The sequence below is a fragment of the Sphingobacterium sp. UBA7631 genome, assembly GCF_002483935.1.
GTDB lineage: Bacteria > Bacteroidota > Bacteroidia > Sphingobacteriales > Sphingobacteriaceae > Sphingobacterium > Sphingobacterium multivorum.
This window is the reverse complement of sequence record NZ_DLIX01000003.1, coordinates 92,228-116,887: the sequence shown is the minus strand read 5'-3', so window position 1 is coordinate 116,887 and position 24,660 is coordinate 92,228. Positions and strand designations below refer to the sequence as shown.

The 24,660-nt window shown below is 38.9% G+C and carries 25 protein-coding genes; 12 read left to right on the top strand and 13 right to left on the bottom strand.

Annotated features, from left to right (window positions below; genetic code table 11):
- Window positions 1-8: 8 nt before the first annotated feature.
- From B3P16_RS03695 to B3P16_RS03660, 8 genes are all read right to left on the bottom strand, one after another.
- Window positions 9-1,751 carry a helix-turn-helix transcriptional regulator gene (locus tag B3P16_RS03695; RefSeq protein WP_147281992.1) on the bottom strand — a complete coding sequence of 581 codons (1,743 nt, stop codon included), beginning with the start codon at window positions 1,749-1,751 and terminating at the stop codon, window positions 9-11.
- Window positions 1,752-1,828: 77 nt separating this feature from the next.
- The gene (locus tag B3P16_RS03690; RefSeq protein WP_286754763.1) at window positions 1,829-2,410 is read right to left on the bottom strand and encodes a 5-formyltetrahydrofolate cyclo-ligase; all 582 of its coding nucleotides are present in this window, start codon (window positions 2,408-2,410) and stop codon (window positions 1,829-1,831) included.
- Between the two features lie 257 nt (window positions 2,411-2,667).
- Entirely contained in the window at window positions 2,668-3,228 is a 561-nt protein-coding gene (gene efp / locus B3P16_RS03685) for an elongation factor P (protein WP_046674772.1), read from the bottom strand.
- A gap of 258 nt (window positions 3,229-3,486) precedes the next feature.
- The gene (locus B3P16_RS03680; protein WP_312524535.1) at window positions 3,487-4,116 is read right to left on the bottom strand and encodes an ABC transporter ATP-binding protein; all 630 of its coding nucleotides are present in this window, start codon (window positions 4,114-4,116) and stop codon (window positions 3,487-3,489) included.
- Between the two features lie 17 nt (window positions 4,117-4,133).
- Complete coding sequence (gene lpxA, locus B3P16_RS03675) at window positions 4,134-4,922, bottom strand: acyl-ACP--UDP-N-acetylglucosamine O-acyltransferase (protein WP_286754761.1); 789 nt, start codon at window positions 4,920-4,922, stop codon at window positions 4,134-4,136.
- A gap of 10 nt (window positions 4,923-4,932) precedes the next feature.
- Complete coding sequence (locus B3P16_RS03670) at window positions 4,933-6,333, bottom strand: bifunctional UDP-3-O-[3-hydroxymyristoyl] N-acetylglucosamine deacetylase/3-hydroxyacyl-ACP dehydratase (RefSeq protein WP_175441947.1); 1,401 nt, start codon at window positions 6,331-6,333, stop codon at window positions 4,933-4,935.
- Window positions 6,334-6,471: 138 nt separating this feature from the next.
- On the bottom strand, window positions 6,472-7,512 hold the full coding sequence (gene lpxD, locus B3P16_RS03665; RefSeq protein WP_046674769.1) for a UDP-3-O-(3-hydroxymyristoyl)glucosamine N-acyltransferase: 1,041 nt from the start codon (window positions 7,510-7,512) through the stop codon (window positions 6,472-6,474).
- A 33-nt stretch (window positions 7,513-7,545) separates the two neighbouring features.
- Entirely contained in the window at window positions 7,546-8,796 is a 1,251-nt protein-coding gene (locus tag B3P16_RS03660) for an HD domain-containing protein (protein ID WP_070561694.1), read from the bottom strand.
- A gap of 218 nt (window positions 8,797-9,014) precedes the next feature.
- Here B3P16_RS03660 and B3P16_RS03655 point away from each other — a divergent pair, with 218 nt between their 5' ends.
- From B3P16_RS03655 to B3P16_RS03645, 3 genes are read left to right on the top strand one after another with little or no spacing between them, the layout of a single operon-like run.
- Complete coding sequence (locus tag B3P16_RS03655; protein WP_070561696.1) at window positions 9,015-10,568, top strand: bifunctional response regulator/alkaline phosphatase family protein; 1,554 nt, start codon at window positions 9,015-9,017, stop codon at window positions 10,566-10,568.
- Between the two features lie 12 nt (window positions 10,569-10,580).
- Complete coding sequence (gene tsaE, locus B3P16_RS03650) at window positions 10,581-10,991, top strand: tRNA (adenosine(37)-N6)-threonylcarbamoyltransferase complex ATPase subunit type 1 TsaE (RefSeq protein ID WP_070561699.1); 411 nt, start codon at window positions 10,581-10,583, stop codon at window positions 10,989-10,991.
- Window positions 10,992-11,015: 24 nt separating this feature from the next.
- Window positions 11,016-12,062 carry an ABC transporter ATP-binding protein gene (locus B3P16_RS03645; protein ID WP_286841475.1) on the top strand — a complete coding sequence of 349 codons (1,047 nt, stop codon included), beginning with the start codon at window positions 11,016-11,018 and terminating at the stop codon, window positions 12,060-12,062.
- Between the two features lie 9 nt (window positions 12,063-12,071).
- Here the strand turns inward: B3P16_RS03645 and B3P16_RS03640 are convergent, their stop codons facing one another.
- Window positions 12,072-12,923 carry an alpha/beta hydrolase gene (locus B3P16_RS03640; protein ID WP_070561704.1) on the bottom strand — a complete coding sequence of 284 codons (852 nt, stop codon included), beginning with the start codon at window positions 12,921-12,923 and terminating at the stop codon, window positions 12,072-12,074.
- Window positions 12,924-13,035: 112 nt separating this feature from the next.
- Window positions 13,036-14,247, bottom strand: a complete 1,212-nt coding sequence (locus B3P16_RS03635) for an alanine dehydrogenase (RefSeq protein ID WP_070561706.1) — start codon at window positions 14,245-14,247, stop codon at window positions 13,036-13,038.
- A gap of 134 nt (window positions 14,248-14,381) precedes the next feature.
- Between B3P16_RS03635 and B3P16_RS03630 the strand changes: the two genes are divergently transcribed.
- The 5 genes from B3P16_RS03630 (at window position 14,382) to ytxJ (ending at window position 19,002) form a co-directional block, all read left to right on the top strand.
- On the top strand, window positions 14,382-16,307 hold the full coding sequence (locus tag B3P16_RS03630; protein ID WP_070561708.1) for a polysaccharide biosynthesis protein: 1,926 nt from the start codon (window positions 14,382-14,384) through the stop codon (window positions 16,305-16,307).
- 78 nt (window positions 16,308-16,385) lie between these two features.
- Window positions 16,386-17,057 carry a tetratricopeptide repeat protein gene (locus B3P16_RS03625; RefSeq protein WP_046674761.1) on the top strand — a complete coding sequence of 224 codons (672 nt, stop codon included), beginning with the start codon at window positions 16,386-16,388 and terminating at the stop codon, window positions 17,055-17,057.
- 88 nt (window positions 17,058-17,145) lie between these two features.
- Entirely contained in the window at window positions 17,146-17,634 is a 489-nt protein-coding gene (gene ribH / locus B3P16_RS03620; RefSeq protein ID WP_070561710.1) for a 6,7-dimethyl-8-ribityllumazine synthase, read from the top strand.
- Window positions 17,635-17,921: 287 nt separating this feature from the next.
- Complete coding sequence (locus tag B3P16_RS03615) at window positions 17,922-18,662, top strand: hypothetical protein (RefSeq protein ID WP_115046923.1); 741 nt, start codon at window positions 17,922-17,924, stop codon at window positions 18,660-18,662.
- A gap of 1 nt (window position 18,663) precedes the next feature.
- Window positions 18,664-19,002, top strand: a complete 339-nt coding sequence (ytxJ, locus tag B3P16_RS03610; protein WP_197084070.1) for a bacillithiol system redox-active protein YtxJ — start codon at window positions 18,664-18,666, stop codon at window positions 19,000-19,002.
- Window positions 19,003-19,120: 118 nt separating this feature from the next.
- On the opposite strand, the gene B3P16_RS03605 is transcribed toward ytxJ, so the two are convergent.
- Both B3P16_RS03605 and B3P16_RS03600 read right to left on the bottom strand, forming a co-directional pair.
- Window positions 19,121-20,170, bottom strand: coding sequence for an isoaspartyl peptidase/L-asparaginase family protein (locus tag B3P16_RS03605; RefSeq protein ID WP_115046921.1), 1,050 nt, complete (start codon window positions 20,168-20,170; stop codon window positions 19,121-19,123).
- Window positions 20,163-20,573: an RNA-binding S4 domain-containing protein gene (locus B3P16_RS03600; protein WP_070561714.1), complete on the bottom strand. Its 411-nt coding sequence runs from the start codon at window positions 20,571-20,573 to the stop codon at window positions 20,163-20,165. Before B3P16_RS03600 ends, B3P16_RS03605 begins: the two co-directional genes overlap by 8 nt.
- A 177-nt stretch (window positions 20,574-20,750) precedes the next feature.
- Here B3P16_RS03600 and B3P16_RS03595 point away from each other — a divergent pair, with 177 nt between their 5' ends.
- The 4 genes from B3P16_RS03595 to folP are packed head-to-tail and all read left to right on the top strand — an operon-like array spanning window position 20,751 to window position 23,526.
- The gene (locus tag B3P16_RS03595) at window positions 20,751-21,569 is read left to right on the top strand and encodes a 2,3,4,5-tetrahydropyridine-2,6-dicarboxylate N-succinyltransferase (protein ID WP_070561716.1); all 819 of its coding nucleotides are present in this window, start codon (window positions 20,751-20,753) and stop codon (window positions 21,567-21,569) included.
- 24 nt (window positions 21,570-21,593) lie between these two features.
- Window positions 21,594-22,172 carry an L-threonylcarbamoyladenylate synthase gene (locus B3P16_RS03590; protein ID WP_070561718.1) on the top strand — a complete coding sequence of 193 codons (579 nt, stop codon included), beginning with the start codon at window positions 21,594-21,596 and terminating at the stop codon, window positions 22,170-22,172.
- A gap of 1 nt (window position 22,173) precedes the next feature.
- Window positions 22,174-22,653, top strand: coding sequence for a DUF4920 domain-containing protein (locus tag B3P16_RS03585; protein WP_070561720.1), 480 nt, complete (start codon window positions 22,174-22,176; stop codon window positions 22,651-22,653).
- Window positions 22,654-22,683: 30 nt separating this feature from the next.
- Complete coding sequence (gene folP / locus B3P16_RS03580) at window positions 22,684-23,526, top strand: dihydropteroate synthase (protein WP_112373988.1); 843 nt, start codon at window positions 22,684-22,686, stop codon at window positions 23,524-23,526.
- Window positions 23,527-23,533: 7 nt separating this feature from the next.
- On the opposite strand, the gene B3P16_RS03575 is transcribed toward folP, so the two are convergent.
- Window positions 23,534-24,556, bottom strand: a complete 1,023-nt coding sequence (locus tag B3P16_RS03575) for a cytochrome-c peroxidase (RefSeq protein ID WP_070561808.1) — start codon at window positions 24,554-24,556, stop codon at window positions 23,534-23,536.
- Window positions 24,557-24,660 lie beyond the last annotated feature (104 nt).

The window sequence follows — 24,660 nt, the reverse complement described above, 5'->3', positions numbered from 1 at the left end:
GATCGACATTAAACAAACTCCTTGTCGGAAATATAGTCCATAAGCACCCCGGCTTGATCTCCAAGCTTCTTTTTCAAGCGCTGCATAGATTTTTTTATGGCGTCTGGAGTGACGCCCAATACGTTGGCTACTTCCTTATTATTTAACCCCAGTTTCATAAGTACAATTACCCTCAAATTGGATTCCGTTATATCGCGAAATCTGGATTGTATATCCTGCAGTAAATTGGGAAATTCTTTTACAATCAATAATTTAAATTCCTGCCATTTCTCTTCAGTGATGAGATGTGACTGCAACAATATTTTTAGTTCCTCACGATCTTTTTCAACAACATTCCCTTTTTCCTCAAGCATAGCAGAAAGCACATTGATCTGTTCATTATTCCGCTTAAGGTAAGCGACGTACTCTTCCACCTGGCTTTTAGAGCTCACCAGTTCCCTGTCCAATTCCGCTTTTGTATATTTTAAATTAAGAAGCTGATATTCATAGTCACGTATACGTTTTCTCGCACGGTATCGAACCGCATTATAAATAAAAAAGAATACCACCAGTACTAACAAACTTATTATGACCCATAATCGTCTCTCAGCTTGCTTTTTCTTAATAACAGCTTGCGCCAGCGATAACTTATCGGCATACTTTTGCTTATCGGCCATAAACTTCAACTGGGTCAATACTGGATCACCATCTAAAAAGCGTAGGGAGTCTTGGAGGCGTTCTATCCGTCTTCGTGCATTCAGCTCACGACCGATATCGTTACTTTGCATGGCCAAATTCAACTTGTGAATTTCCAGTTCAAGTATGGTCTTCTTATCATCCGAGCCTGACAAAAGCGATTCAGCTTCCGCAATCATAGGACGGACATCTTTCGTTTCCTTATTCGCTATATCTAAACGAATTCGCATCATTAAGGCGAAAATTGTATTTCTATCATTACCAAGTGATCTTGAGATCTCAAGATCCTTATCGAGGAGCAATAAGGCTTTATGGTAATCCTTCATCCCTTCGAACACAGCAGCCTGATTACCTAAAATCTTCGCGTAGCGTAATGAGTCATTTTCTGAAAGTGCCAACGTCTGCGCCAATTCAAAAATTTTCATCGCCTGCAAGGTATCACCACCACTTTTCAGCGTCAATACACCTAAATTGTCTAAGATTTCAGCTTTCAATCTCGGCGAAATTTGTTCTTGTCGTTGCCCTAAATCCAGATATTTAATTCCAGAAATATAATCACCTAAGGTTCCAAAAAAATAGCCAAGCTTCTTGTACGTTTGAGTTAGGTCTAAAACAAGTTCTTTAGGTACATCTTCTAATCCTTTCTCCCCTTCCAAAATAAAAGGTAATGCCTCAGAGGCTTTCAGGCATCGATATAGGTAAAAGCCATACATCACTTTTACCCAAACGCGTACATTTTGGTAGCTATAGCCTTCTTCAAGGTCCAGCGCTTTTAAATAGTATTTATCACTAAAGTTATTTCTTGCGCCTTCGTCATTAAACGACTGATCCGCCAGTAAACAATAATAGATTGCCAAAAGCGCCTTATCATTTTTTCGTACCGCCTGACTAAAATATGGTGCAAGATATTTACTCAACGACAGACTGGAGGATTGATACTGCGCTGATTCTTTTATAATTGTTTCGTAAAAGTTCTTCTCTTCTATCGAGGAATTGGAATCCATTAAATCCATCCCATAGACCACATGACAAGGTATGATTGCTAGGAAAAGAAAAAATAGAAGATATCGAAACATATCGGCGCAGGCATTGAATTTCGCAATAAAAATAAAAAATAATTTTAATTAAATCAGCATGCGACAAAATCAACCAACTACTTATCAAAAAAATGATAAATATGATCTGGCGTAATGGCCTGCGTCAATTGGACATCGTATTCATTTTTATCCGCAATAACATCAATTGGATCAAAAAAAGATAGTCCAACACGCTGCACATCAACTTTACAGGACGAGAAAAAACGGTCGTAAAACCCTTTTCCGTAACCTACCCTGTAGCCCAAAAGATCAAAAATTAACAAAGGAACTATAATCATATCAATAAGCGATGAATTCACCTTAATGCCGGATACTGGCTCAGGAATACCCCAGTTGTTCGTCTCAAATAGGGTATGCTCATCCAATATGAAATGTTGCATCGAATAGTCCTCAAAATTAGATCGCGAAACGACGATCTTTATCTGTGGAAAAGATTCTTGAATATAGTTGATTATTAAATATGTATTGGGTTCGTGATATTTCCCTATGGGAATGAAAATATGCAAAAATTCGACCTCCGACAGATCAAGCTTTGTAAACTGCGAAAGTAGTCGTTCATTGAGCGTAGTTTCTGTCTCTACAGACAATTGACAACGCTTAGTTTTATACTCAAGTCGTAATTCTTGTTTTGATTTCATTTGTAAAATAGTTATTTCTAAATTTTATTTCCCTTCTTCACCAAAATCCCCATTTAAGTCTACCACTTATGCCACGATTAATCAAAAATAGCATTCCTCCCAATTCAATTTTTATTTGATCTTCAAAAGCCATTAGAAATTCTTATTCAGAATCGAAAACCATATGCTCAACTCAGTTGAAACTTTTGTAAAAAAAAACGGCCTTGTAGCGAGCGCTAACAAGACCGAATAATCAACCTAAACCTAAAATCTTTGTATTATTTTACGCGTTCGATATAATTACCTGTTTGCGTATCAACTCTTACTTTCTCACCTTGATTAATGAACAACGGCACCATAATTTCAACACCAGTCTCTACAGTTGCTTTTTTCAATGCATTTGTAGAAGTATCTCCTTTTACAGCCGGTTCAGTATATGTAATTTCCAACTCAACACTTTTTGGAGCTTCTGCCATGATAGGCTCATCACTTTCAAAAGCAATAATTACAGTCATTCCCTCTTTCAAGAAACGAGCTGAATCACCGAACAAAAATTTAGGAATATTGAATTGCTCGTAGGTATTGTTATCCATTACCACGAAGAAATCTCCATCCTCATACAAATACTGATAATCGCTAGTTTCTACACGCGCTATTTCTACAGATTCGTCAACTCTAAAACGGTATTCAACTAACTTACCAGTTTTAACATTACGCATTCTCGCTTGATAAAACGCGCGTAAATTACCTGGTGTGCGGTGTATATATTCTTCTACGGATACTAATTCTCCGTTAAATCTTAAGATATTTCCTGATTTTACCTCTGATGCCTTAGCCATTCTTTGAATTGAACTTTAAACGGTTATCTCATTATTGAGTCGTCAAAAGTACAAAAACTAATTGTGTTATTAAAATTTCATTCGCTACTTTTTTTCTGAACCTGTTTGTTTTTATTGGCCGGAGAGAACCTTCAGTTCACTTTTGTAGCTGCTCATGATGATACAGTCTTGACGGTTTTATTGAAAGTAACTATTTTTAATACAGGACAAGAACTTTTCGCCTATTTTCGATGTGATAGCAACAAATTGTCGATCTCCCTAAGACTTAAAATCGACTATAGAAATACTTTCATCGCAGAATTCATACTCTTTTTTTTGGTTCGAACAGACGATAAACAATCTAGACTCCAATTTTGTACGCTCAATTAAACGAAGATACCATTGTTCACCCGCACTATCCAAATTACTTGTAGGCTCATCCAACAAAACCAAGGCAGATGCAGAACAACAAGCTAGCGCTAGCTTGACACGTTGACGCATACCTGATGAAAAAAAACGGATCTCTCTGTCAAGCGCATGTTCCAATCCCAATAGCTTTACAACAGTTGCTTTATCAAAAGAAGGAAGATAATTTTTAAATTTAAAATGAAAATCAATCAGCTCGTTTAAGGTAAATTCCTCGATCAGTTCAACATAAGGAGCTGCGAGAGACAGCTGCTGATATATCGTATCCACACCCAGGACTTGGTCTCCATCGGTGTAGATCAGTTCACCCGCTGAGGGTGTCAAACTACTTGAAAGCACTTTTAAGAAAGTGGACTTCCCTGAACCATTATGGCCAAGGATGGCATAACTCTTGCCGGACTCGAAGGTATAGTTTATATGCCTAAAAATCCATTCATTGTTATACCTCCTACCAATATCTTTTAATGTAATTTTCAAATTCACTAGAATCGACAAAGCGACTACATCGCTCTATTATTGAATCCTTTCATGATACCCCGGCCTGAGTTTCGAATAAAATCCAAAATTTCATCACGGATTTCCGTTGCCTGATATTCAGCTTCTATAATTTCTATTGCTTTAGCCAGATTTCTGTTTTGAACAAAAAGAATGCGATAAAGATTCTGAATCTCGGCAATTTGCTCTTCCGAAAATCCTCTTCTTCTCAATCCAACAGAATTAATACCCGCATAAGAAATCGGTTCACGCGCGGCCTTAACAAAAGGTGGAATATCCTTACGTACCAATGAACCACCGGTAACAAATGCATGCGAACCAATTTTAACAAATTGGTGAACAGCGACCATCCCAGCAAGTACAACATAATCGCCCACTGTAATATGTCCAGCAAGTGTACTGTTGTTCGAAAAAACACAATTATCACCTACTTCACAATCATGTGCAACATGACTATACGCTTGGATCAAACAATTTTTTCCAATGACCGTTCTATACCTATCCTTAGTTCCTCTATTGATTGTTACACACTCACGAATGGTTGTATTGTCTCCAATTTCGGCTGTCGTAATCTCACCATCAAATTTTAAATCTTGAGGTTCGCCAGAGATTACTGCACCGGGATATATTTTACAGTTTTTTCCAATTCGAGCTCCATCCATGATCGTCACATTTGATCCTATCCAAGTGCCTTCGCCAATGACGACATCTTTATAAATGGTTACAAATGGCTCGATGACCACATTTTTTGCAATTTTTGCCTCCGGATGAATATAAGCTAATGGCTGTATCATCTATACTACTTTAGTTGTTATTTACTCTTACGATCTGTGCCATAAGCTCCGCTTCGCACACAATTTTCTCTCCTACCATAGCCACACCTTTCATTTTTGCGATACCTCTTCGGATCGGCTCCATCAAGTCGCATCTAAAAATAACAGAATCCCCTGGAGTTACCTGCGCTTTAAAACGTGCATTTTCAATTTTAAGGAATAAGGTCAGCCAATTCTCTGGATCAGGAACCGTCTTCAGCACTAAAATTCCCCCTGTCTGTGCCATAGCCTCTACCTGCAAAACCCCGGGAAATAATGGCGCACCAGGAAAATGTCCCATAAATAGATCTTCGTTCATGGTAACATTTTTCAAACCCACCACATGTGTTTCCGTCAACTCAAGAATTTTATCGACCATAAGCATGGGCTGACGATGCGGTAAAATCTTCATGATTTCTACTGTATCGTATAATGCAGGCATATTGGGATCGTAAACTTTAATTTTTTTACGTGTTTTATCTTTTTTGATCTGCTCCTTTATCTTTTTTGCAAAAGCCACATTCGCTGCATGACCTGGTCGTGCAGCCATAATATGCCCTTTCAAAGGTCTTCCGACAAGTGCCAAATCTCCAACCATGTCCAACAATTTATGTCGAGCAGGTTCATTTTGGTAACGCAATTGATTATTGTTTAATATTCCTTCCTTAGCAACTGCAACGGTTTCTTTATGAAAAAGATGCGCTAATTTCTGCAATTCCTCAGGAGAAGTCTCCTTGTCCACAATAACGATTGCATTACTCAAATCACCACCTTTAATTAGGCCATGATCAACCAACATTTCCAATTCGTGTAAAAAACAAAACGTACGTGAAGAGGCTATTTCTGATTTAAAGTCCTCAATCGATGTTATTGCGGCATGTTGGCTTCCCAACACCGGCGAATTAAAATCGATCATACAAGTCAAACGATACCCGTCCATCGGCATACCCAGTATTTCAACTTTGCGATCTGGCTCTGCATAATGGATATTATTGGATATCTCATAATAATCCCGGTCAGCATCTTGTTCTTCAAATCCCGCTTCCTCCAGCAACTTCACAAAAATAGCTGAGCTACCATCGAGTATGGGTATTTCAGGGCCATCAATATCAATCAGCACATTATCGATTTGTAAACCAATTAACGATGCCATCAAATGTTCAATTGTACTCACACTTGCTCCATTCTGCGTTATTGTCGTCCCTCTGGAGGTATCCGTCACATTATCCGCATCAACCAAAATTTCTGGTTGTCCCGCTAAATCTACACGTCTGAACTTAAACCAGTGATTTTCCGGAGCTGGCTTGATCGTCATCGATACAATTTTCCCTGTATGAAGACCTACCCCCGAAATTTCAACCTCGTTTTTGATGGTTCGCTGTTTTACATTCATTTCTAATAACATATTTTTAAATCAAAACTTCTTTTGACAAAACATTTATTCCTTAAGCTACATCGATGTTGCCATAGCCGTGCCTGGAATGCTTATTTCATCACCATTAAAGAACAGTTTATTTTCAATGAAAAATAATTATTTCAATTTTTTTTCTACTAACTTTTCTAACTCTTGGATTCGTTTTTCCAACTCAGGGAGGCGTGCAAAAATCACATTAGAACGCAATTGAGGCTGATAAGGCATCACTGGTGTACCGCCCCACTTTTTACCTTCTTCTTTAATCGATCTATTCACTCCTGATTGCGCCTGGATTTGAGAGCCCTTTGCAACAACAATATGACCAACAACCCCAACCTGGCCTCCTAAAACCACATGTTCTCCAATTTTTGAGCTACCAGAAATACCTGTTTGCGCTGCGATCACAGTATTCTTTCCAATATCAACATTATGTGCAATTTGAATCAAATTATCCAACTTAACACCATCACGCACGATTGTAGCACCCATTGTTGCTCTATCGATTACTGTATTGGCGCCGATCTCAACATTATCCTCCACTTGCACATAACCAATCTGAGGTACTTTTTTATATGTTCCGTCTTCTTGTGGTGCAAATCCAAATCCATCCGATCCAATCACAACACCAGAATGTACGACGACATTTTTCCCAATCTTACAATCATGATAAATCTTCACCCCTGGATAGAGTGTTGTATTATCTCCAATCGTTACTTTATCGCCAATATAGACCTGTGGGTAAATTTTCACGTTATCTCCAATGGAAGCTCCGCGTCCAATATATACAAATGCACCGATATAACCTCCTTGGCCGATCTCCGCTTCAGTATGTATAAAATGAGGCTCCTCACGTCCGCTTTTGTCAAGACGGAACTCATTATACATATTCAGAATAGTAGAGAAAGCAGCATATGCATTCTTCACCCGTATGATCGTTAAAGTCGGCTTAGTTGCTTGGGTCAATTGTAAATCTTCATTCACAATTACAATCGAGGCGTCAGTAGTATAAATAAAATGCTCATATTTTGGATTTGACAAAAAAGAAAGATCGCCTTTTTTACCTTCCTCAATTTTGGCAAGGTTACCTACAGTAACTTCTGGATTTCCTTCAATCCGTCCTTCTAATAATGTCCCTATTTGTTGAGCAGTAAATTGCATGGTACAAATCTATGTTTTTTTATTAAAAAATAACTACTTGATGGAAGTAATTGCAACATATCCCACCTCTTTTGGATAACATAAGGCGTATTTAGCCACATTTTTCGATAGTGCTTCTAAATTCCCTAGATCAGAGGCCTCTGTTATATCCACGAGCTCACCGGATTTCAATAATATTTTTATTTGATCCTTGGAAGAATTATAGGCACGGTTTTGAATTTCCTGCATAAATACATAATAATGAATATCCTCCTGAGCCACACCCAGCTCAGCTTGTACTTTCGATTTCACTAAATCTACATATGCTGGCGAGAATGGTTTATTGCTCATGACAGAGCGATATAGATTACGTTTCATAACGCGCTGGCACATTGTACTTAAAATAGAATCCTCATGATGTTCCCATGTTTTTATCGCAGACATAATATCCGTATCATCTAAACGAGTAAACCAATCCAAATGTAACGGGTCATCCAAAAAATTAGTTTTGTTGACCTGCTGGCTTAAAAACCAATGAAAAGCCGGGGTAGAAAAGAGCTTATGACCAGTAGCCGTTAAATATTTTGCCCGCTGCAGAATTTTAATCAATAATTGTTCAGCACCGATAACGGTCTTATGTAAATAGACTTGCCAATACATGAGCCGTCGTGCAATCAGGAATTTCTCCACAGAATACAGCCCTTTATATTCCACCACGATTTCATCCGCCACGACATTGAGCATTTTTATGATACGATCAAATGAGATCACGCCTTCCGATACACCGGTAAAAAAACTATCTCTATTGAGGTAATCCATTCGATCAACGTCCAATTGGCTCGACACCAATTGATGGAGAAATCTGCGTTCATATTTATTGTTAAAGATTGTAATTGCCAAGCTTAACCTTCCGTCCAAATCCTGGTTGATACGATCCATCAACAGGGAGGACAATAACTCATGTGAAACTCCTTCAATCAAACTATGCTCCAAAGAATGGGAAAAAGGACCATGACCGATATCATGCAGCAAAATTGCCGAAAGAACAGCCTCCTCTTCATCCGCAGAAATGATGACACCTTTACTCCGCAAAGTTTCCAAAGCCATTGACATCAAATGCATCGCCCCTATGGCGTGCTGAAAACGAGTATGTAAAGCTCCGGGATAGACAAGATGCGTCATGCTCACCTGCTTAATATAGCGGAGCCTTTGAAAATAAGGATGTTGCACTAAGTCGAAGACCAATCCTGTAGGAATAGCGACAAATCCATATACCGGATCATTAATAATTTTATTTTTGTTCAACGTGGCGACAAATTAATACGATCATCAACACTATAAATTATGAAACCGAGCGCTTTAATTACGAAGCCTTGGGTAACACTAGTATAAACTTAAAACAAAGATAGTTAGTTCACCGTTAAGAAATGTTAAAAATAAAATCTAAAGCACGATATTTGCTTATGTTAGCATGAGATCGAAAATCCGATCCTCCCCTCTACTAATAGACATATAATAACAAGATGCAAAAAACACATATCCTTTGGGCTGACGATGAGATTGACTTTCTAAAACCACACATATTATTTTTAGAAAGCAAAGGTTACAAAGTTGACACGGTCAACAATGGAAATGATGCCGTTGAAGCCTTTAAGAATGGTTTTTTCCACCTCGTTTTCCTAGACGAAAATATGCCTGGGCTAACCGGGCTCGAAACACTTGCTATACTCAAATCGATCAACCCTACTGTCCCTGTTGTTCTGGTTACAAAAAACGAAGAAGAACATGTCATGGAAGATGCCATCGGCTCCAAAATAGATGATTATCTGATCAAGCCGGTCAACCCCAAGCAGATCTTGATGACAATTAAAAAATTAACGGAGAACAAGCGTCTTGTCAATGAGAAAACATCCATGGCCTATCAACAAGACTTCCGCAATTTAGGGATGATTCTAAATGACAATTTGGATTTCAATCAATGGTCAGAAGTCTACAAAAAATTGGTCTACTGGGAATTGTCTCTCGAAAAGCTTGAAGATAACAATATGCATGAAATTCTGACGATGCAAAAATCCGAAGCAAACATGCAATTCTCAAAATTTATTGAAAACAACTATATACAATGGATTAATCGTCCCGAAAACGCGCCCATTCTATCCCACCAGCTATTTAAGAAGAAGGTATTTCCGACCATAGAAGATCATATACCGACATTTTTCTTTCTAATAGACAATTTGCGTTTCGATCAATGGAAAATTATCAATGAGGTCATTACCGATTATTTTAGACTTGAGGAGGAGATAACCTATTACAGTATTTTACCAACAGCAACACAATATGCTAGAAATGCCATCTTTAGTGGCTTAACTCCACTGGAAATGGAAAAACGCTTTCCGAAATTATGGCAAAACGATGAAGATGAAGGCGGCAAGAATTTATATGAGGATAAATTTTTGGAAGATCAGATCAAACGACTTTACCGCAAGTCCATAAAACACTCCTACACGAAAATTTTGACCCTGGAACAAGGAAAGGATGTGTTAGACAATCTTGGTAATTTGATGCACAATCAACTGAATGTATTGGTGTATAACTTTGTTGACATGCTTTCTCACGCACGTACAGACAGCTCTATGATTCGTGAATTAGCAAACGACGAAGCGGCATATCGCTCGCTTACATTGTCATGGTTTGAACACTCACCTTTATTAGAGGTTATAAAATGGCTCTCTCAAAAGAAAGTTCGTGTGATCATTACAACCGACCACGGCACGATCCGGGTAAAAAAACCAAGTAAAATAGTTGGTGACCGCAACACAAATACAAATTTGAGATATAAGCAAGGGAAAAACCTGAACTATATTGACAAAGATGTTTTTGCTATCAAAAATCCCCACGAGGCGCAGCTGCCTAAACTTCATGTAAGTTCAACATACGTTTTTGCCAAAGAAGATTCGTATTTTGTTTACCCCAACAACTACAATCAATTTGTCAATTACTTTAATGGAACATTCCAACATGGTGGAATATCGCTGGAAGAAATGATTATCCCCTTTGCGACATACCTACCGAAATAGTAATTTTGCAACATGGAAATTATTGTAAATACCACAGCAGATCTATCTCAAGCGGCTCAGACACTTTTAAATAGTTTTCCAAAGGACCGGATTTTTCTATTATATGGTTCCATGGGAGCAGGAAAGACAACTTTTGTAAAACACCTGTGTAAACAATTGAATGTACAAGATAGTACATCTAGTCCAACATTCTCCATTGTTAATGAATATGAGTCTCCAGCTGGCCCCGTATATCACTTTGATTTTTACCGCATTAAAGATGAACAGGAGGCATTCGATTTTGGTTATGAGGAATATTTCTATTCAGGTGCTTATTGCTTTGTTGAGTGGCCGGAGAAAATCCCCAACTTACTTCCTGAAGAAGCAAAAGAGATACATATTAGCATCCTAGATGCAACAACACGTCAAATTTCTATTCGTTAACTACCTTTTTTTCGACTCCCTACTATGGCTCATTCATCCTCTTGTCAATATATTCCAACTGATATCCATGTGCCCGGATTAGCGGCTATACATGCCGAACACTTGAGCTTTTCCTTTCATGAGAACAATATGCAGTTTGCTGTTGAAAATAGTTCTTTCGATATCGACGAAGGAAAAATAACAGCGATCATTGGTGAATCTGGTAGTGGAAAAAGTACCTTGCTTAGACTTATATACGGTCTTTTGGAACCAACTGGTGGCATTGTGCGCTATAAAGGTTGGCAGGTCCCGACGCGCAAGGACAAGCTGATCCCCGGACATGATGCCATGAAATTAGTCTCGCAAGGCTTTGACGATTTGAATACGTATGCCAATGTATGGGATAATGTTGCTTCCCAATTGCCAAACACAGATATCAAACGCAAACAAGACAAAACTGCGGAAATATTACAACGTCTACGGATTGATCACCTCGCTAAAAAAAGAGTAGCCGACATCAGTGGCGGAGAAAAACAACGCGTCGCAATCTGTCGTGCACTAATCAACGAGCCTGAAGTCTTACTTATGGATGAACCATTCAATCAGGTCGATGCCTCTTTTAGGGATACCTTACAACAGGACATCAAGGATATTGTTAAAGAAACCGGGCTAACCGTCATTTTAGTTTCACACGATCCGACGGAAGTACTTGCCCTGGCAGATAATCTTATTGTGATGAAATCTGGCAAAATCCTGGATCAAAACAACCCACATGTATTGTACAGCAATCCATCGCACCCTTATACTGCCCAATTATTGGCAAAAAGCAATATATTACAGGTTGAGCAAGCTCAAAATTTAGGCATAGCAAGCGAAAAACCAATCGCGATACATCAAGAATGGATCTCAATCAGTCCTGCCGAGCAGTCTACTTTTTTTGTGAAAGATGTCCGATTCAGAGGTTTTTATTATGAAATCGTCGTCAGCAATAATGAGATTAACTTACATGCGATTATTACATCGCAAATAATTCCACAAAAACAACAGGCTGTTGACCTAACAATATCTTACTGGATCTCTTTTGACCATTAATTGCATAGCTTAGTCCTGTGTATCAAGCCAAGATAAAAATGCGTCAAACCATAACTTATCCGAAGTTTTGTTAATTAATCCAAAACCGTGTCCCCCTTGCTCAAAGGTATAAAGCTTGTTGGGTACTTTTGACTTGTCCAGAGCAGCAATCATTCTATAACTGTTTTCTATCGGTACAGCTGTATCGTCTTTGGCATGTACAAAGAAAACCGGACAAACTTCAGGAGATACCTGCAAATTGGAAGAAAAAAGGTTGATTTGGTCTTCTGAAGGGTTTTCTCCGATGAGATTTATACGCGAACCTTTGTGTGTGATATCATTTTGCATAGAGATTACAGGATAAATTAATCCAGCAAAATCAGGTCTTAGGGATACATGTGAAGGATTCACTATATAGTCTTTCTTAAACTTCGTTATTAAAGTGGAAGCCAAATGTCCGCCTGCGGAAAATCCGATAACCCCCACCTTTCGAAGTCCGGGGTGCAGGGTTCTGATCAATTGCATTGCCCGCTGCGCATCCTGAAGAGGCCCTATAGATTTGTCACGCATGATATTCGGCGAAGGCAATCGATATTGCAAAACATATGCCGAATACCCATTTTTCACCAACTCTTTAGCAACGGCATGTCCCTCATGATCCATTGCGATATGAGCATACCCGCCCCCAGGAATAACCAGTACGGCGATATTTTTATCGACACTTTTATCTGCTGTATAGGCAAATAGCTTGGGGACGTTCTTTTCTAAATTTACCTGCTCTTTATCAGTCGCATTTGGAATAGAATCTGCATAAAGGTTGATTGCCTCCTGCGCTTTAACAAGCGAGATCAAGGAACATAAAATCATAAAAACTTTTTTCATTTAAATAACATTTAAAAAAGATCGCAAAATTATATTTACTAGAAATATCCTTCCATTTTACATGCAACATCTGCATGGAGTAGATCAAGAAGCAGCTGGATACGCTTAGAATTTATAACGAAGAGACGACTAATAAATCTAAATCCTTTGCTGTCATATTAAACCTGGAGGCCATATCTATATTCGTCAGATTACCTTGATACAAATAAATGGAACTTCGAATACCAGGGTTCTTCCAAATGGCATTTTTCAATCCCCCGAGTTCAGCGAAATCGAGCAAAATCGAAGTGAAGATATTGCTCATGGCATAGGTGGCTGTTCGCGCTACCCGAGACGCTATATTAGGAACACAATAGTGAATAACATCAAATTTCCGAAAGATAGGTTTATCGTGAGAGGTCACCTCCGAAGTCTCAAAATTACCACCTTGATCAATGCTTACATCTATAACAACGGAATTGGGTTTCATTTTAGAAACGGTCTCTTCCGAAATCACGCAAGCGGAACGTCCATTAAGCGCTCGTAAAGCACCGATAACAACGTCTGAACTGATCACGGCTTTGTTTAAAATAATAGGTTGTATAACAGATGTAAACACACGACTACCCAGGTTATTTTGTAGGCGTCTAAGTTTATAAATCGAATTATCAAATACTTTTACCTCTGCTCCTAGCGCCAAAGCCGTCCGAGCAGCTTGTTCACCAACGGTCCCTGCGCCGATAATAACAACTTCGGTCGAGGCTACCCCGGTAACGCCGCCGAGCATCAGTCCCTTGCCTCCAAATGCATTGCTCAGATACTCTCCAGCAATTAAAGTTGCCGTCGCCCCTACGATTTCACTCATAGCACGAACCACAGCTAGGCAACCGCCCTCATCTCTTAAATATTCGTAAGAAATTGCGGTAATTTTTTTATGCATTAATGCCTTTAAGACATCCAAGTTCATAAGTGAAGGTTGCTGAGAAGATAATAAAAGCTGTCTTTCTTTCATCAGCTTGACTTCACTAATTACAGGGCTGCCAACCTTGATGATCAGATCCGCTTGGTACACTTCTTCTCTTGAAGATACAATACGGGCTCCCTGCTCACTATAATGGTGATCCAAAAAATTGGCTCCTGCTCCTGCTCCCGTCTCAATGATTACTTCGTGCCCATTTTCTACCAATAATGCAACCGCTAATGGTGTCAGGCAAATTCGCTTTTCCTGAAGCGAGATTTCTTTTGGAATGCCAATAAATAAACTTTTTGCATTCTTTTTCTTCTCAAACAGCATCTCTTTTGGAGAAATCATAGCCTGACTCGCAAGCTTTCCTAACTCATTCATCTTGTAAAATTGATCGTTAGCTAAAATTACAACAAATAATCAATCTTATCAAACGAAGATAAATTTGGTTTGGCACAGCTTTGGAATGAAACAAATTTATCTACATTTGTTTTAAATTAATCAGATATAATACCATGCTCAGTAAAGTCAATATAGTGCCACGGTGGATCATTTTTTTATTGGACATCTTTAGTGTATCCGTCGCTTATCTCCTCGCAAATGTCATTTATTATGATTTTAATTTCGATTTTTTACTCGATATTGATTTTAGCATTCGTTACATTTTATTTATCGGTGTATGTTCTTTGTCGTTCTATCTCTTTAAAATGTATACTGGGATCGTTCGTTACACAAGCGCCATCGATTCCATACGTATATTATCAACGATAACATTCAGTGTGTTTGTTCTCCTCGTTATAAAACTAGTTATCCAAGCAAATGAAATCGAGCGCAACATTCCAACGGCACTCATTATCTTCTTTGCCCTATTCTCCTTTCTTATTTTAACTGTATATAGAACAATTATTAAGATTTTCTTTCTATACACCAAAAAAGTCAACGGTTCCAGAAAAAAAACACTGATCTACGGAGCTGGTGATTTGGGGATTGCTGTAAAAAGAACCTTAGACCATGATGTACGTTCCAAAAATGCTATTGTAGGATTCTTGGATGATAATGATCAAAAAATCAACAAAGTAATTGATGGGACCAAAATTTACTCTTCTCAAAAGTTTAGCCACCTCATCAACACACTAAATATTGAAGAGGTCATCATCGCGTCACACAACATCCCTTCGGACCGCAAAAATGAAATAACAGATGTCGCGCTCGAAAAAAACGTCAATATTTTAACACTTCCGCCCGTTAAAAAGATCATGAATGGCGACCTTAACCCCAATCAGATTCAGAAAATAAAAATTGAAGATTTGTTGGAAAGGGAGCCGATCAAGATTAACGACGACCACATCTTAAGCCAGACGAAGGGCAAAAGAATCCTTGTTACTGGAGCAGCCGGTTCTATCGGAAGTGAAATTGCAACCCAATTGGGAAGATACGAGCCCCAGATGATTATTCTTTGTGACCAAGCAGAGTCCCCCTTACATAATCTCCAGCTTGACCTTCAAGATGAATTCCCAAATCAAGTCTATCATACTTATATAGCAGACGTCCGAAGTACAAAAAGGATGCAATTGCTTTTTGACACGTTCAAGCCGCACTATGTTTATCATGCGGCAGCATACAAACATGTGCCAATGATGGAAAACCATCCTTTGGAAGCGGTACAGACCAATGTTATGGGAACAAAGAATTTGGCGGATTTAGCCGTAGAATTTCAGGTTGAAAAATTTGTCTTTGTCTCTACCGATAAAGCTGTAAATCCCACGAATATCATGGGGGCGACAAAACGTATCGCAGAAATCTATGTACAATCGTTAAACAATCATTTGGAAAATACATTGGGGGCAAGTGTTCACACCAAATTTATAACAACACGCTTTGGCAATGTCTTAGGCTCCAATGGATCTGTTATCCCCCGATTCAGGGACCAGATTCAGAAAGGTGGCCCTGTAACCGTTACTCATCCAGAAATTACACGGTATTTTATGACCATTCCCGAAGCATGCCGACTAGTCCTTGAAGCTGGAACAATGGGACAAGGTGGCGAAATTTTTGTCTTTGATATGGGTAAATCTGTAAAAATAGTAGAGCTAGCTAAAAAAATGATTCGCCTTTCGGGATTTAAACCGAATGAAGATATTGAAATAAAATTCACGGGATTAAGGCCTGGTGAAAAACTATATGAGGAATTACTAAATGATTTAGAGAATACCTTACCGACGCACCACGAGAAAATCATGATCGCCAAAGTCAGAGAAAATAATTATGATAGGGTGTGTATGAAAATCGGAGAATTGCAACAGCGTTTAGCGACACAGAACAAAAACGAAGTTGTCTATCAAATGAAAATTATTGTACCTGAATTTAAAAGTAAAAACTCCATCTACGAACAGCTAGATAAGGAAATTGAACTATCGAATGAGTCGGAAAACCAAAGTTAATTCACGTTAAAATTTGCAAAACACTTGCAAATTTGCTCGAAAAGTGTATTTTTGCAATCCATATTTTACTGATTAGTAATGTCTAAAAACACAAATAATACAAATCAAGGTTTCAAACCTTCAAAAGGATCTTTTTTTCAAGATAACCAAAAAAGTGTCGTGTTCATTTTAGGTGGTATCGTTGTATTGATCTTACTTTATTTTGGATATCAAAAGCTTTATCTAGATCCAAGAGCAGAAGAAGCTTCGAATCGTATGTACAAAGCAGAACAGCTTGCTACAATTGATTCGTTACAAAGTAAAGCAATCATGGGCGATGGTGCATTTCTTGGATTTAAACAAATTGCGGACGAATATTCCAATACAAAATCCGCAAATATTGCAAACGCATATTTAGGAGGTTTGTATTTGCGTCAAGGTAAATTCGATGAAGCTGCAAAAGCGCTTGAAAAATATGCTCCGACAGGAAGTCAAATTCTAGATCCACTCGTAATTGGTTTAACAGGTGATGCTTATTCAGAATTAAAAGACTACAAAAAAGCTGCAGACTACTATAAGCAGGCTTCTGAAAAATCAAGCAACTCGTATACAACTCCACTCTTTTTGAAAAAACTAGGACTTGTATATGAAGCCCAAAATGACTACAAAAGTGCAGAGACAGCTTACAAGAAGATTAAAACAGATTTTCCGGAGAGCCAAGAAGCTTCAACAATTGATGGTTTATTAGGCCGTGTACAAGCACATTTATAATAGAATAATTATAAAAATATACTAAAAAGAGGCTATTTGATAGCCTCTTTTTTTGTGACCATCTAAAATCACTATCTTTGTTCCTATTATGGCAAGTAGCATTAAAAATTTATCCGACTTTTCGCATATTCAGGTTGCGGATGCAAGTCCATTCAAATTTGCAATCGTTGTTGCACAATGGAATGCAGAAATCACAGGTGCATTATTGAATGGTGCAATTACAGGCTTAGAGAAGCATGGCGCTCAAGAAAAAAATATCCAAGTCATCGAGGTTCCTGGAAGTTTCGAATTAATTTCGGGAGCAGATCTTGTGTTCAGAAACCAGAATTTTGATGCTGTTATTTGTTTAGGCTGCGTCATTCAGGGTGAGACGAGACACTTTGATTTTATCTGCGATGCAGTTGCAAATGGCATTGCCAATGTAGGGCTCAAATACAATAAACCAGCCATTTTTGGTGTATTAACTACTGATAACCTTCAGCAAGCATTGGATCGTGCTGGTGGAAAACATGGCAACAAAGGCGAAGAAGCTGCTATTACAGCAATACAAATGGCTCATATTGCCAAAAAATTCTAGTTTGGTATTAATTTTGCCTACCATTCAATGATGAAAAGTATTACTGAGCACAGCTTATTACTCAGTTACTTATATTTTGGACAAATCGATTAATAACATATTCAGTTATCTTATTAATCGATTTTTATTTTTTCACTGGAATAAATTGTTATTGAATTGTTTTGATTGTATTGTAAATCAGATGTACAACAATCGATAGTTTTATAGACAATGACGCAATGATGAAGTTTATCCCGATCAATTTTGATACGGCTTACTTGATGATTGTTTCTTAAAAAAATAGGATTATGAAAACATTATCGAATGTACTCTTGGTCGTTATGCTGACGTTATTCTGTCAGCTGGATCTAGTGGCACAAGACGATAGTCTAAACAAGCAGATTTGGCAAAGTATTGGTGGCCAGGAAAAATGGGATTCTTTGCAATATTTGGCATTCTCAGCAAAGGGAAATACCATCTCCGACCAATTGTCAAAAGAAGAGCGAAAATTCTTGTTCAATCGCAGCACCGGAGCATGTCGATTTGACGGCTATAGCGGCACAGATCAGGTGACCTATCTGTTTAATTTTAAGAATCCAGGGGCCGATAAACTCTTTATTGGAGGGAATATAGCTGGAGATGGGCCAGAGCTAAAAAAGTCAATTAAAAACCAGCTATTTTCGGATCTCAATCTACTACTTTTACCCACCTTGATCGGACAGAAGAATGTGCAGCTAAAAAGTCAGAAGGAAAGTTTCAGCGCTGGACAAAAATTAACGATAGCAACTATCAGCTCGTCAGGCCCTATCTTTGGTTCAAAGATGGATGGTTTGCTTTACATTGATCAAAATACCGGTGAGATTGTACGTTACGAATACACAGATAAGGGCGAAAAAAACACTTATGAAGTGAGCAAATATAAGGAGATTGGCGATGGTATACGTTTACCTAGTTTCTTCAATTCGACAAGCAATGACCAAAAGAGTTGTATATTCTCCGCTATTTCGTCTTTTGTACAAGTAGAACAGAAAAAATTTACAGAACTATAATATGATTAACTGGATAGAATTAAATACAGAGGAACAGTTACAGGAGCTTTATCAATCTGATAAAGTTGCAGCCATCTTTAAACATAGCACGACTTGTGGTATCAGCAATATGGCTAAGCGCAGTCTTGAGCGTATGTCTGCGACTTCAGACCATGATTATGCAATCTATCTTTTAGATCTTTTGCGCTACCGTCCATTATCAAATGAGATTGCCCAACGTTGGAATGTAACACATCAATCCCCTCAGATACTGATTGTTGAAGGAAAAGAAAGTCTATATGATGCTTCCCATGGCGATATTCAATTTGATGAGATTGAACAATACCTGACGGCAATTTAAATAGTATAGGCCGTAATCGCTGTTCAATAAAAAATAGTTAACAAAATTTATCCCAAGGGGTTAATATGTTATATTGATCCCTTGGGATATATTATGATGATGAAAACAGCTGTGCTGGCTATTTATAAATTTCTACTGTTATCTTACCGTCTTTGGTCACGGTACCCCGGTACATCCCGGCAGTATTAAAAGGCATAGCAACATGTCCATTTTTATCCAGTGCGATCAGGCCGCCATTTCCGCCCATTTCACCAATCCGATCGATCACTTGCTGGCTCGCCTTATCAACACGCTCACCTTTGTATTCCATAAAAGCCGACACCGAATATGCAGCCACGGTGCGGATATAATATTCTCCCCATCCAGTACAGGAAACAGCACAGGTATTATTGTTCGCATACGTTCCAGCACCAATAATTGGCGAATCTCCGACACGTCCAAACTTCTTGTTTGTCATCCCTCCTGTAGATGTACCGGCGGCCAGGTTACCTGCTTTATCCAAAGCAACACAACCAACTGTACCAAATTTAGCATCCTTATTGATGATTCCTAAACGTGAGCTTTGTTTTTGATCGTGATCTAGTTGTGTTTGCGTACTGTCCTCCCTGTTCACTTTCTGCAAAGCATCCCAACGTGCTTTAGTCCAAAAATAAGAAGGATCGACGATGGTTAGCCCCACTTTTCTTGCAAATTGTTCGGCACCTTTCCCCACCATCATAACGTGCTCAGACTGTTCCATCACCGCTTTTGCTGCTGAGATTGGATTTTTGATCGTCGTCACTCCTGCAACTGCGCCCGCAGCCAAGGATTTACCATCCATAATGGAGGCATCCAGCTCGTTGCGTCCGTCATGTGTAAAAACCGCTCCTTTCCCTGCATTAAACAAAGGTGAGTCTTCCATCACATGGATAGCCGATTCGACGGCATCCAAACTGGATTTACCTTCTTGCAACTTTTGGTAGCCTATACGAAGTGCTTGCTCTAAGACAATCCGATAAGCTTGTTCCATCGAATCTGTCATATTCTTTTTCAAGATCGTCCCCGCTCCACCATGGATCGCCAAAACAAATCCGCCCTCTGTCACGTTTACAGATTTTTTATACGACTTACAGGAGATAGCCAACAGGGCTCCCGCAATTATCACAGCACTTATCTTGAGCTTATTCATCTTCTTTCTCCCACCATTCTGAAGATTGTAAATCATCTATCTCACGACGGTCTTTTTTCGTAGGACGCCCTGTACCGCGATCGCGTTTTAGGACAGGAGCATGAAATACGGATTTAAACCCTACCGTTTCTTCTACAGGCGTCTGATCTTCGTAGAATTGAACAGCAGTCTTGGCGTCAACACGACGGTCTAAAAGACCTGTCACCTGCACCACTTTTTTTTCAATTCCCTTTTGGATATGGTATACATCTCCGATCTTAACTTCATAAGAGGGTTTTATATTTTGGCCTTTGAGTTTTACTCGTCCAGCCTTACAGGCCTCTGTTGCCAAGGTTCTTGTCTTAAATAAGCGAATTGACCACAAATATTTATCAATTCTCAATTTTTCTGATGTTCCAGCCATATTTACAAAAATAATTATATTCAGAAACTATCGGGGCCCCTTCCAGGTAAATTAACATATTTCCGTTATAAATATATGCTTAAAGCACAAGGAGCCATGGATAAAGTTGCTTTTAACTGCAACTTTATCTAAGTTTGTACATCAAAATAAACTAATTCAAATAAGCAAACAAATAATATGGTAGAGCCACTTAAAAAATTGATTGAGGAAGCTTGGGAAGATAGACAATTATTGGAGTATAAAGAATATACAGAAGCGATCCGCGCTGTTATCATGAAGTTGGATAGCGGTGAAATCCGTGTGGCTGAGATGATCGGTACAAGATGGCATGTAAATGATTGGATAAAAAAAGCGGTCATCTTATATTTTCCAATCAATGATATGCGCGAAATGACTGCAGGTCCTTTTGTGTTTCATGATAAAATGAAATTAAAAACAGACTACAAGCACACAGGTGTACGTGTTGTACCTGGAGCTTCCGCTCGTTTAGGTGCATATTTGGCTAAAGGAGTGATTATGATGCCTTCTTACGTTAATATCGGTGCTTATGTAGACGAAGGTACCATGGTGGATACCTGGGCAACTGTTGGCTCTTGTGCGCAAATTGGGAAACATGTACACTTAAGTGGCGGCGTCGGAATTGGAGGTGTATTGGAGCCGGTACAAGCAGCCCCGGTTATTATTGAGGACAATGTTTTTATCGGTTCAAGAGCGATCGTAGTAGAAGGCATTCGTGTAGAAAAAGAGGCTGTATTAGGTGCCAATGTTGTATTGACAGCCTCAACAAAAATTATCGACGTTACGGGACCTGAACCTGTAGAATATAAAGGTTATGTACCTGCCCGCTCTGTTGTTATTCCGGGTTCTTACACCAAGAAATTTGCAGCGGGGGAATACCAAGTTCCTTGCGCTTTGATCATTGGTCAACGTAAAGAGTCTACAGACAAAAAGACTTCATTAAATGACGCACTACGTGATCATAATGTAGCTGTATAAAGTTAAAACTAGTATAAAGATAAGATGAGTGCATTCGTAGATCGTGAGGATTTGAATAAGGCCTTGGAGACGTTAAAAAACGGCGGATTAATTCTATACCCCACCGACACCATTTGGGGGATAGGCTGTGATGCCACCAATCCAGAAGCCGTGGAGAAAGTTTTCCAACTAAAAGGAAGAGATAAATCCAAAAGTCTGATCGTCCTTTTACACAACGACAATCAATTAGCGAGTTATGTCAATGAAATCCCGGATGTGGCTTATCAACTTATTGAATATACAGAAAAACCCTTGACAATTGTCTATTCGAATGCCAAAAATCTTGCGCCCAATGCAATTGCTGAGGACGGTTCAATTGGCATTCGAATTGTCAAACACCCTTTTTGTGAACAGCTTTTGCAACGGTTTCGCAAACCGATCATTTCAACTTCGGCAAATATCAGTGGTGAGCCAACGGCAAAAGATTTTGACGAAATATCGGATGCCATCAAGGATGGGGTAGACTATATTGTTACCTATGACAGAAACGTAACAACAGATGGGAAATCATCTACTGTCATGAAGCTGGACCCTAGTGGTAAATTTGAATTTATTAGAAAATAGCATGAAAAAGATCGTTTTATTTTTTGCATTAGCCTTTGCTGTTACCAATATATCTTTGGCACAGCAAAAGGATATTCCCGGCGCCAAACCTGGTGTAAAATATGGGAAAGAAATCTCTGCGTCCAATGCGATTTCAGTAGCAAAGCTTGAAAAAGAACTTACGCAAAAGAACGCATTCAACGGAAAGGTAGCCGGTAAGGTCGTTGAGGTATGTAAGAAAAAAGGCTGTTTCATGACGTTGCAACGGGAAGGTGAAGAGCCTATTACCGTTCGTTTTAAGGACTATGGTTTCTTCATGCCAGCAGACATTGTCGGTAAAACGGTTGTTGTCGAGGGTATTGCGAAGAAAAAAGAAGTTTCTGTAGCGTCGTTACAACATGCGGCAAAGGATCTGGGTAAATCACAGGCTGAAATAGATCAGATTACTCAACCTAAAAAAGATATTAGCATTATTGCCGACGGCGTTTTGGTTGTCAAATAAGCCCTTCTCACCAAGCCTAGCATTGTTCTGATGAAAATATTCCAGCCTTCACCCTGTCATTCCATACTGGTCGATGGTACCTTAATGGCTTTCGAAAAGCCCATTATTATGGGGATACTCAATGTGACTCCAGATTCATTTTATGATGGTGGCGACAATACAACCGTCGAACTTGCGGTAGAGAAAGCCAAGAAGCTATTGCTTGAAGGTGCTCAAATCCTTGATATTGGCGCCTATTCCTCACGTCCAGGTGCTCCATTGATTTCATCACAGGAGGAAATGGATCGAGCTCTTCCTGCTATTCGGGCGATTAAAACTGCATTTCCTGACGCAATTTTATCAATAGATACCTTTAGGGCAGACGTTGCCGCTGCGGCAATCGATGCGGGAGTGCACATCATAAATGATGTTTCGGGAGGTACACTCGACGATAACATGTTCGCCACGGTAGCAAAATATCAAGTTCCGTATATTCTCATGCATATGCGCGGTATTCCCGAAAATATGCAGGAAAAAACCGATTACAACGATATTGTAACTGACGTAGCCACCTTTTTAGGTGACCGCATTGCGACGCTAAGAAGTATGGGGGTGAAAGATATTATTCTTGATCCGGGATTTGGTTTTGCAAAGACAGTGGAACAAAACTATGAGTTACTCTATCGTGTCAATGAACTTCATTACTTTGAATTACCAATTTTGGGCGGAATATCCCGTAAATCCATGATTTATAAAAAAATCGGAATCACTGCCCAGGAAGCTTTAAACGGCACCACTGCTTTAAATACGCTACTTCTCGAAAGAGGTGTACAAATTCTCCGCGTACATGATGTAAAGGAAGCGAAGCAATTGGTTGATCTCTTCTATTCGTAAATCAGCATTATTTGCCTACAAATTTCGGATCACTTAATGTTTTAATAAAAGCGATGATCGCTTCCTTTTCTTCTTCTGTCATAGGAATTCTTTTTCCATTTTCTTTCAAAATCGGATCAAGGTTAGCTGCATCCAAAACACCCTTGTCGAAATAATCCAGCACAGATTTCAACGTTGGGAACTGCCCAAAACTTCCATAAGGCGCTGTATACTCCGCATTTCTTAAAGAAGGTACCCGAAAAGCCATATAGTCTGTATCAATACCTGTGATACGTGCTCGCCCGGCCTCATCTGGATGTTTGTTTAACGGAAACCCGACATTTCTAAAACTCTGATCGGTAAATAATTCTGATGCATGGCAGCTTTCACATTTCAATTTAAACAGCTGATACCCCCGTTCTTCCTCAATAGTGAATTGCTCCCCTTCACCTCGTTTTACCTTGTCATATTTACTGTCGGCTGAAATTAGGGTATACTCATATTGTCCAATGCTTTTATAAATTCGTTCAGGTGTAATATTCTCATCGCCAAAAGCCTTCTTGAACAATACTTTGTAGTCAAAATCCCCATTAATTTTGCCGATAACCTCCAAGATAGAAGAGTTCATCTCTTCATGCGTGATAATTGGAACTAAAGGTTGCTTTTCCAGTTCGAGTATATTGCCATCCCAATTATAAAATTTCATAAAAGCCAAATTCTGCAAAGGCGGCGTATTCCGAAATCCAACACGATCATCTATCCCTACCGCCTGCATTTTTCCATCGGAAAAAGCCAATGCGGGGTTATGGCAACTGGCACATGATATCGTATTATTTCCACTGAATCTTTTCTCATGAAACAGCTTTCCCCCCAATTCAACACCATATTTTGTTGGCTTATTGCTCTTAAACGCATTATTTAGACTCGGAAAATCCGCAGGAATGTTGAAAGTGACTATAGGGTTATCTTCCAGCTTAGAATCAACAATATCATCCCTACTACAGGATAAAGCAATCACTATAATGGTCAGGATTAAGATGACTTTTTTCATCCTATTAATTTTATCAAGGGTTGATGAATATTCAAAATGTACACAATAGTCTGATGCAGAAAGCATCCGTTCGCTTTTATGCCTAATGTGTTTTCCATAAATGG

What these genes read in the sequence shown, in the direction of transcription:
- B3P16_RS03695 (WP_147281992.1), bottom strand. Translation starts at nt 1,751, where the DNA reads ATGTTTCGATATCTTCTATTTTTTCTTTTCCTAGCAATCATACCTTGT.
- B3P16_RS03690 (WP_286754763.1), bottom strand. Translation starts at nt 2,410, where the DNA reads ATGAAATCAAAACAAGAATTACGACTTGAGTATAAAACTAAGCGTTGT.
- efp (WP_046674772.1), bottom strand. Translation starts at nt 3,228, where the DNA reads ATGGCTAAGGCATCAGAGGTAAAATCAGGAAATATCTTAAGATTTAAC.
- lpxA (WP_286754761.1), bottom strand. Translation starts at nt 4,922, where the DNA reads ATGATACAGCCATTAGCTTATATTCATCCGGAGGCAAAAATTGCAAAA.
- B3P16_RS03670 (WP_175441947.1), bottom strand. Translation starts at nt 6,333, where the DNA reads ATGAATGTAAAACAGCGAACCATCAAAAACGAGGTTGAAATTTCGGGG.
- lpxD (WP_046674769.1), bottom strand. Translation starts at nt 7,512, where the DNA reads ATGCAATTTACTGCTCAACAAATAGGGACATTATTAGAAGGACGGATT.
- B3P16_RS03655 (WP_070561696.1), top strand. Translation starts at nt 9,015, where the DNA reads ATGCAAAAAACACATATCCTTTGGGCTGACGATGAGATTGACTTTCTA.
- tsaE (WP_070561699.1), top strand. Translation starts at nt 10,581, where the DNA reads ATGGAAATTATTGTAAATACCACAGCAGATCTATCTCAAGCGGCTCAG.
- B3P16_RS03645 (WP_286841475.1), top strand. Translation starts at nt 11,016, where the DNA reads ATGGCTCATTCATCCTCTTGTCAATATATTCCAACTGATATCCATGTG.
- B3P16_RS03640 (WP_070561704.1), bottom strand. Translation starts at nt 12,923, where the DNA reads ATGAAAAAAGTTTTTATGATTTTATGTTCCTTGATCTCGCTTGTTAAA.
- B3P16_RS03635 (WP_070561706.1), bottom strand. Translation starts at nt 14,247, where the DNA reads ATGAATGAGTTAGGAAAGCTTGCGAGTCAGGCTATGATTTCTCCAAAA.
- B3P16_RS03630 (WP_070561708.1), top strand. Translation starts at nt 14,382, where the DNA reads ATGCTCAGTAAAGTCAATATAGTGCCACGGTGGATCATTTTTTTATTG.
- B3P16_RS03625 (WP_046674761.1), top strand. Translation starts at nt 16,386, where the DNA reads ATGTCTAAAAACACAAATAATACAAATCAAGGTTTCAAACCTTCAAAA.
- ribH (WP_070561710.1), top strand. Translation starts at nt 17,146, where the DNA reads ATGGCAAGTAGCATTAAAAATTTATCCGACTTTTCGCATATTCAGGTT.
- B3P16_RS03615 (WP_115046923.1), top strand. Translation starts at nt 17,922, where the DNA reads ATGAAAACATTATCGAATGTACTCTTGGTCGTTATGCTGACGTTATTC.
- ytxJ (WP_197084070.1), top strand. Translation starts at nt 18,664, where the DNA reads ATGATTAACTGGATAGAATTAAATACAGAGGAACAGTTACAGGAGCTT.
- B3P16_RS03605 (WP_115046921.1), bottom strand. Translation starts at nt 20,170, where the DNA reads ATGAATAAGCTCAAGATAAGTGCTGTGATAATTGCGGGAGCCCTGTTG.
- B3P16_RS03600 (WP_070561714.1), bottom strand. Translation starts at nt 20,573, where the DNA reads ATGGCTGGAACATCAGAAAAATTGAGAATTGATAAATATTTGTGGTCA.
- B3P16_RS03595 (WP_070561716.1), top strand. Translation starts at nt 20,751, where the DNA reads ATGGTAGAGCCACTTAAAAAATTGATTGAGGAAGCTTGGGAAGATAGA.
- B3P16_RS03590 (WP_070561718.1), top strand. Translation starts at nt 21,594, where the DNA reads ATGAGTGCATTCGTAGATCGTGAGGATTTGAATAAGGCCTTGGAGACG.
- B3P16_RS03585 (WP_070561720.1), top strand. Translation starts at nt 22,174, where the DNA reads ATGAAAAAGATCGTTTTATTTTTTGCATTAGCCTTTGCTGTTACCAAT.
- folP (WP_112373988.1), top strand. Translation starts at nt 22,684, where the DNA reads ATGAAAATATTCCAGCCTTCACCCTGTCATTCCATACTGGTCGATGGT.
- B3P16_RS03575 (WP_070561808.1), bottom strand. Translation starts at nt 24,556, where the DNA reads ATGAAAAAAGTCATCTTAATCCTGACCATTATAGTGATTGCTTTATCC.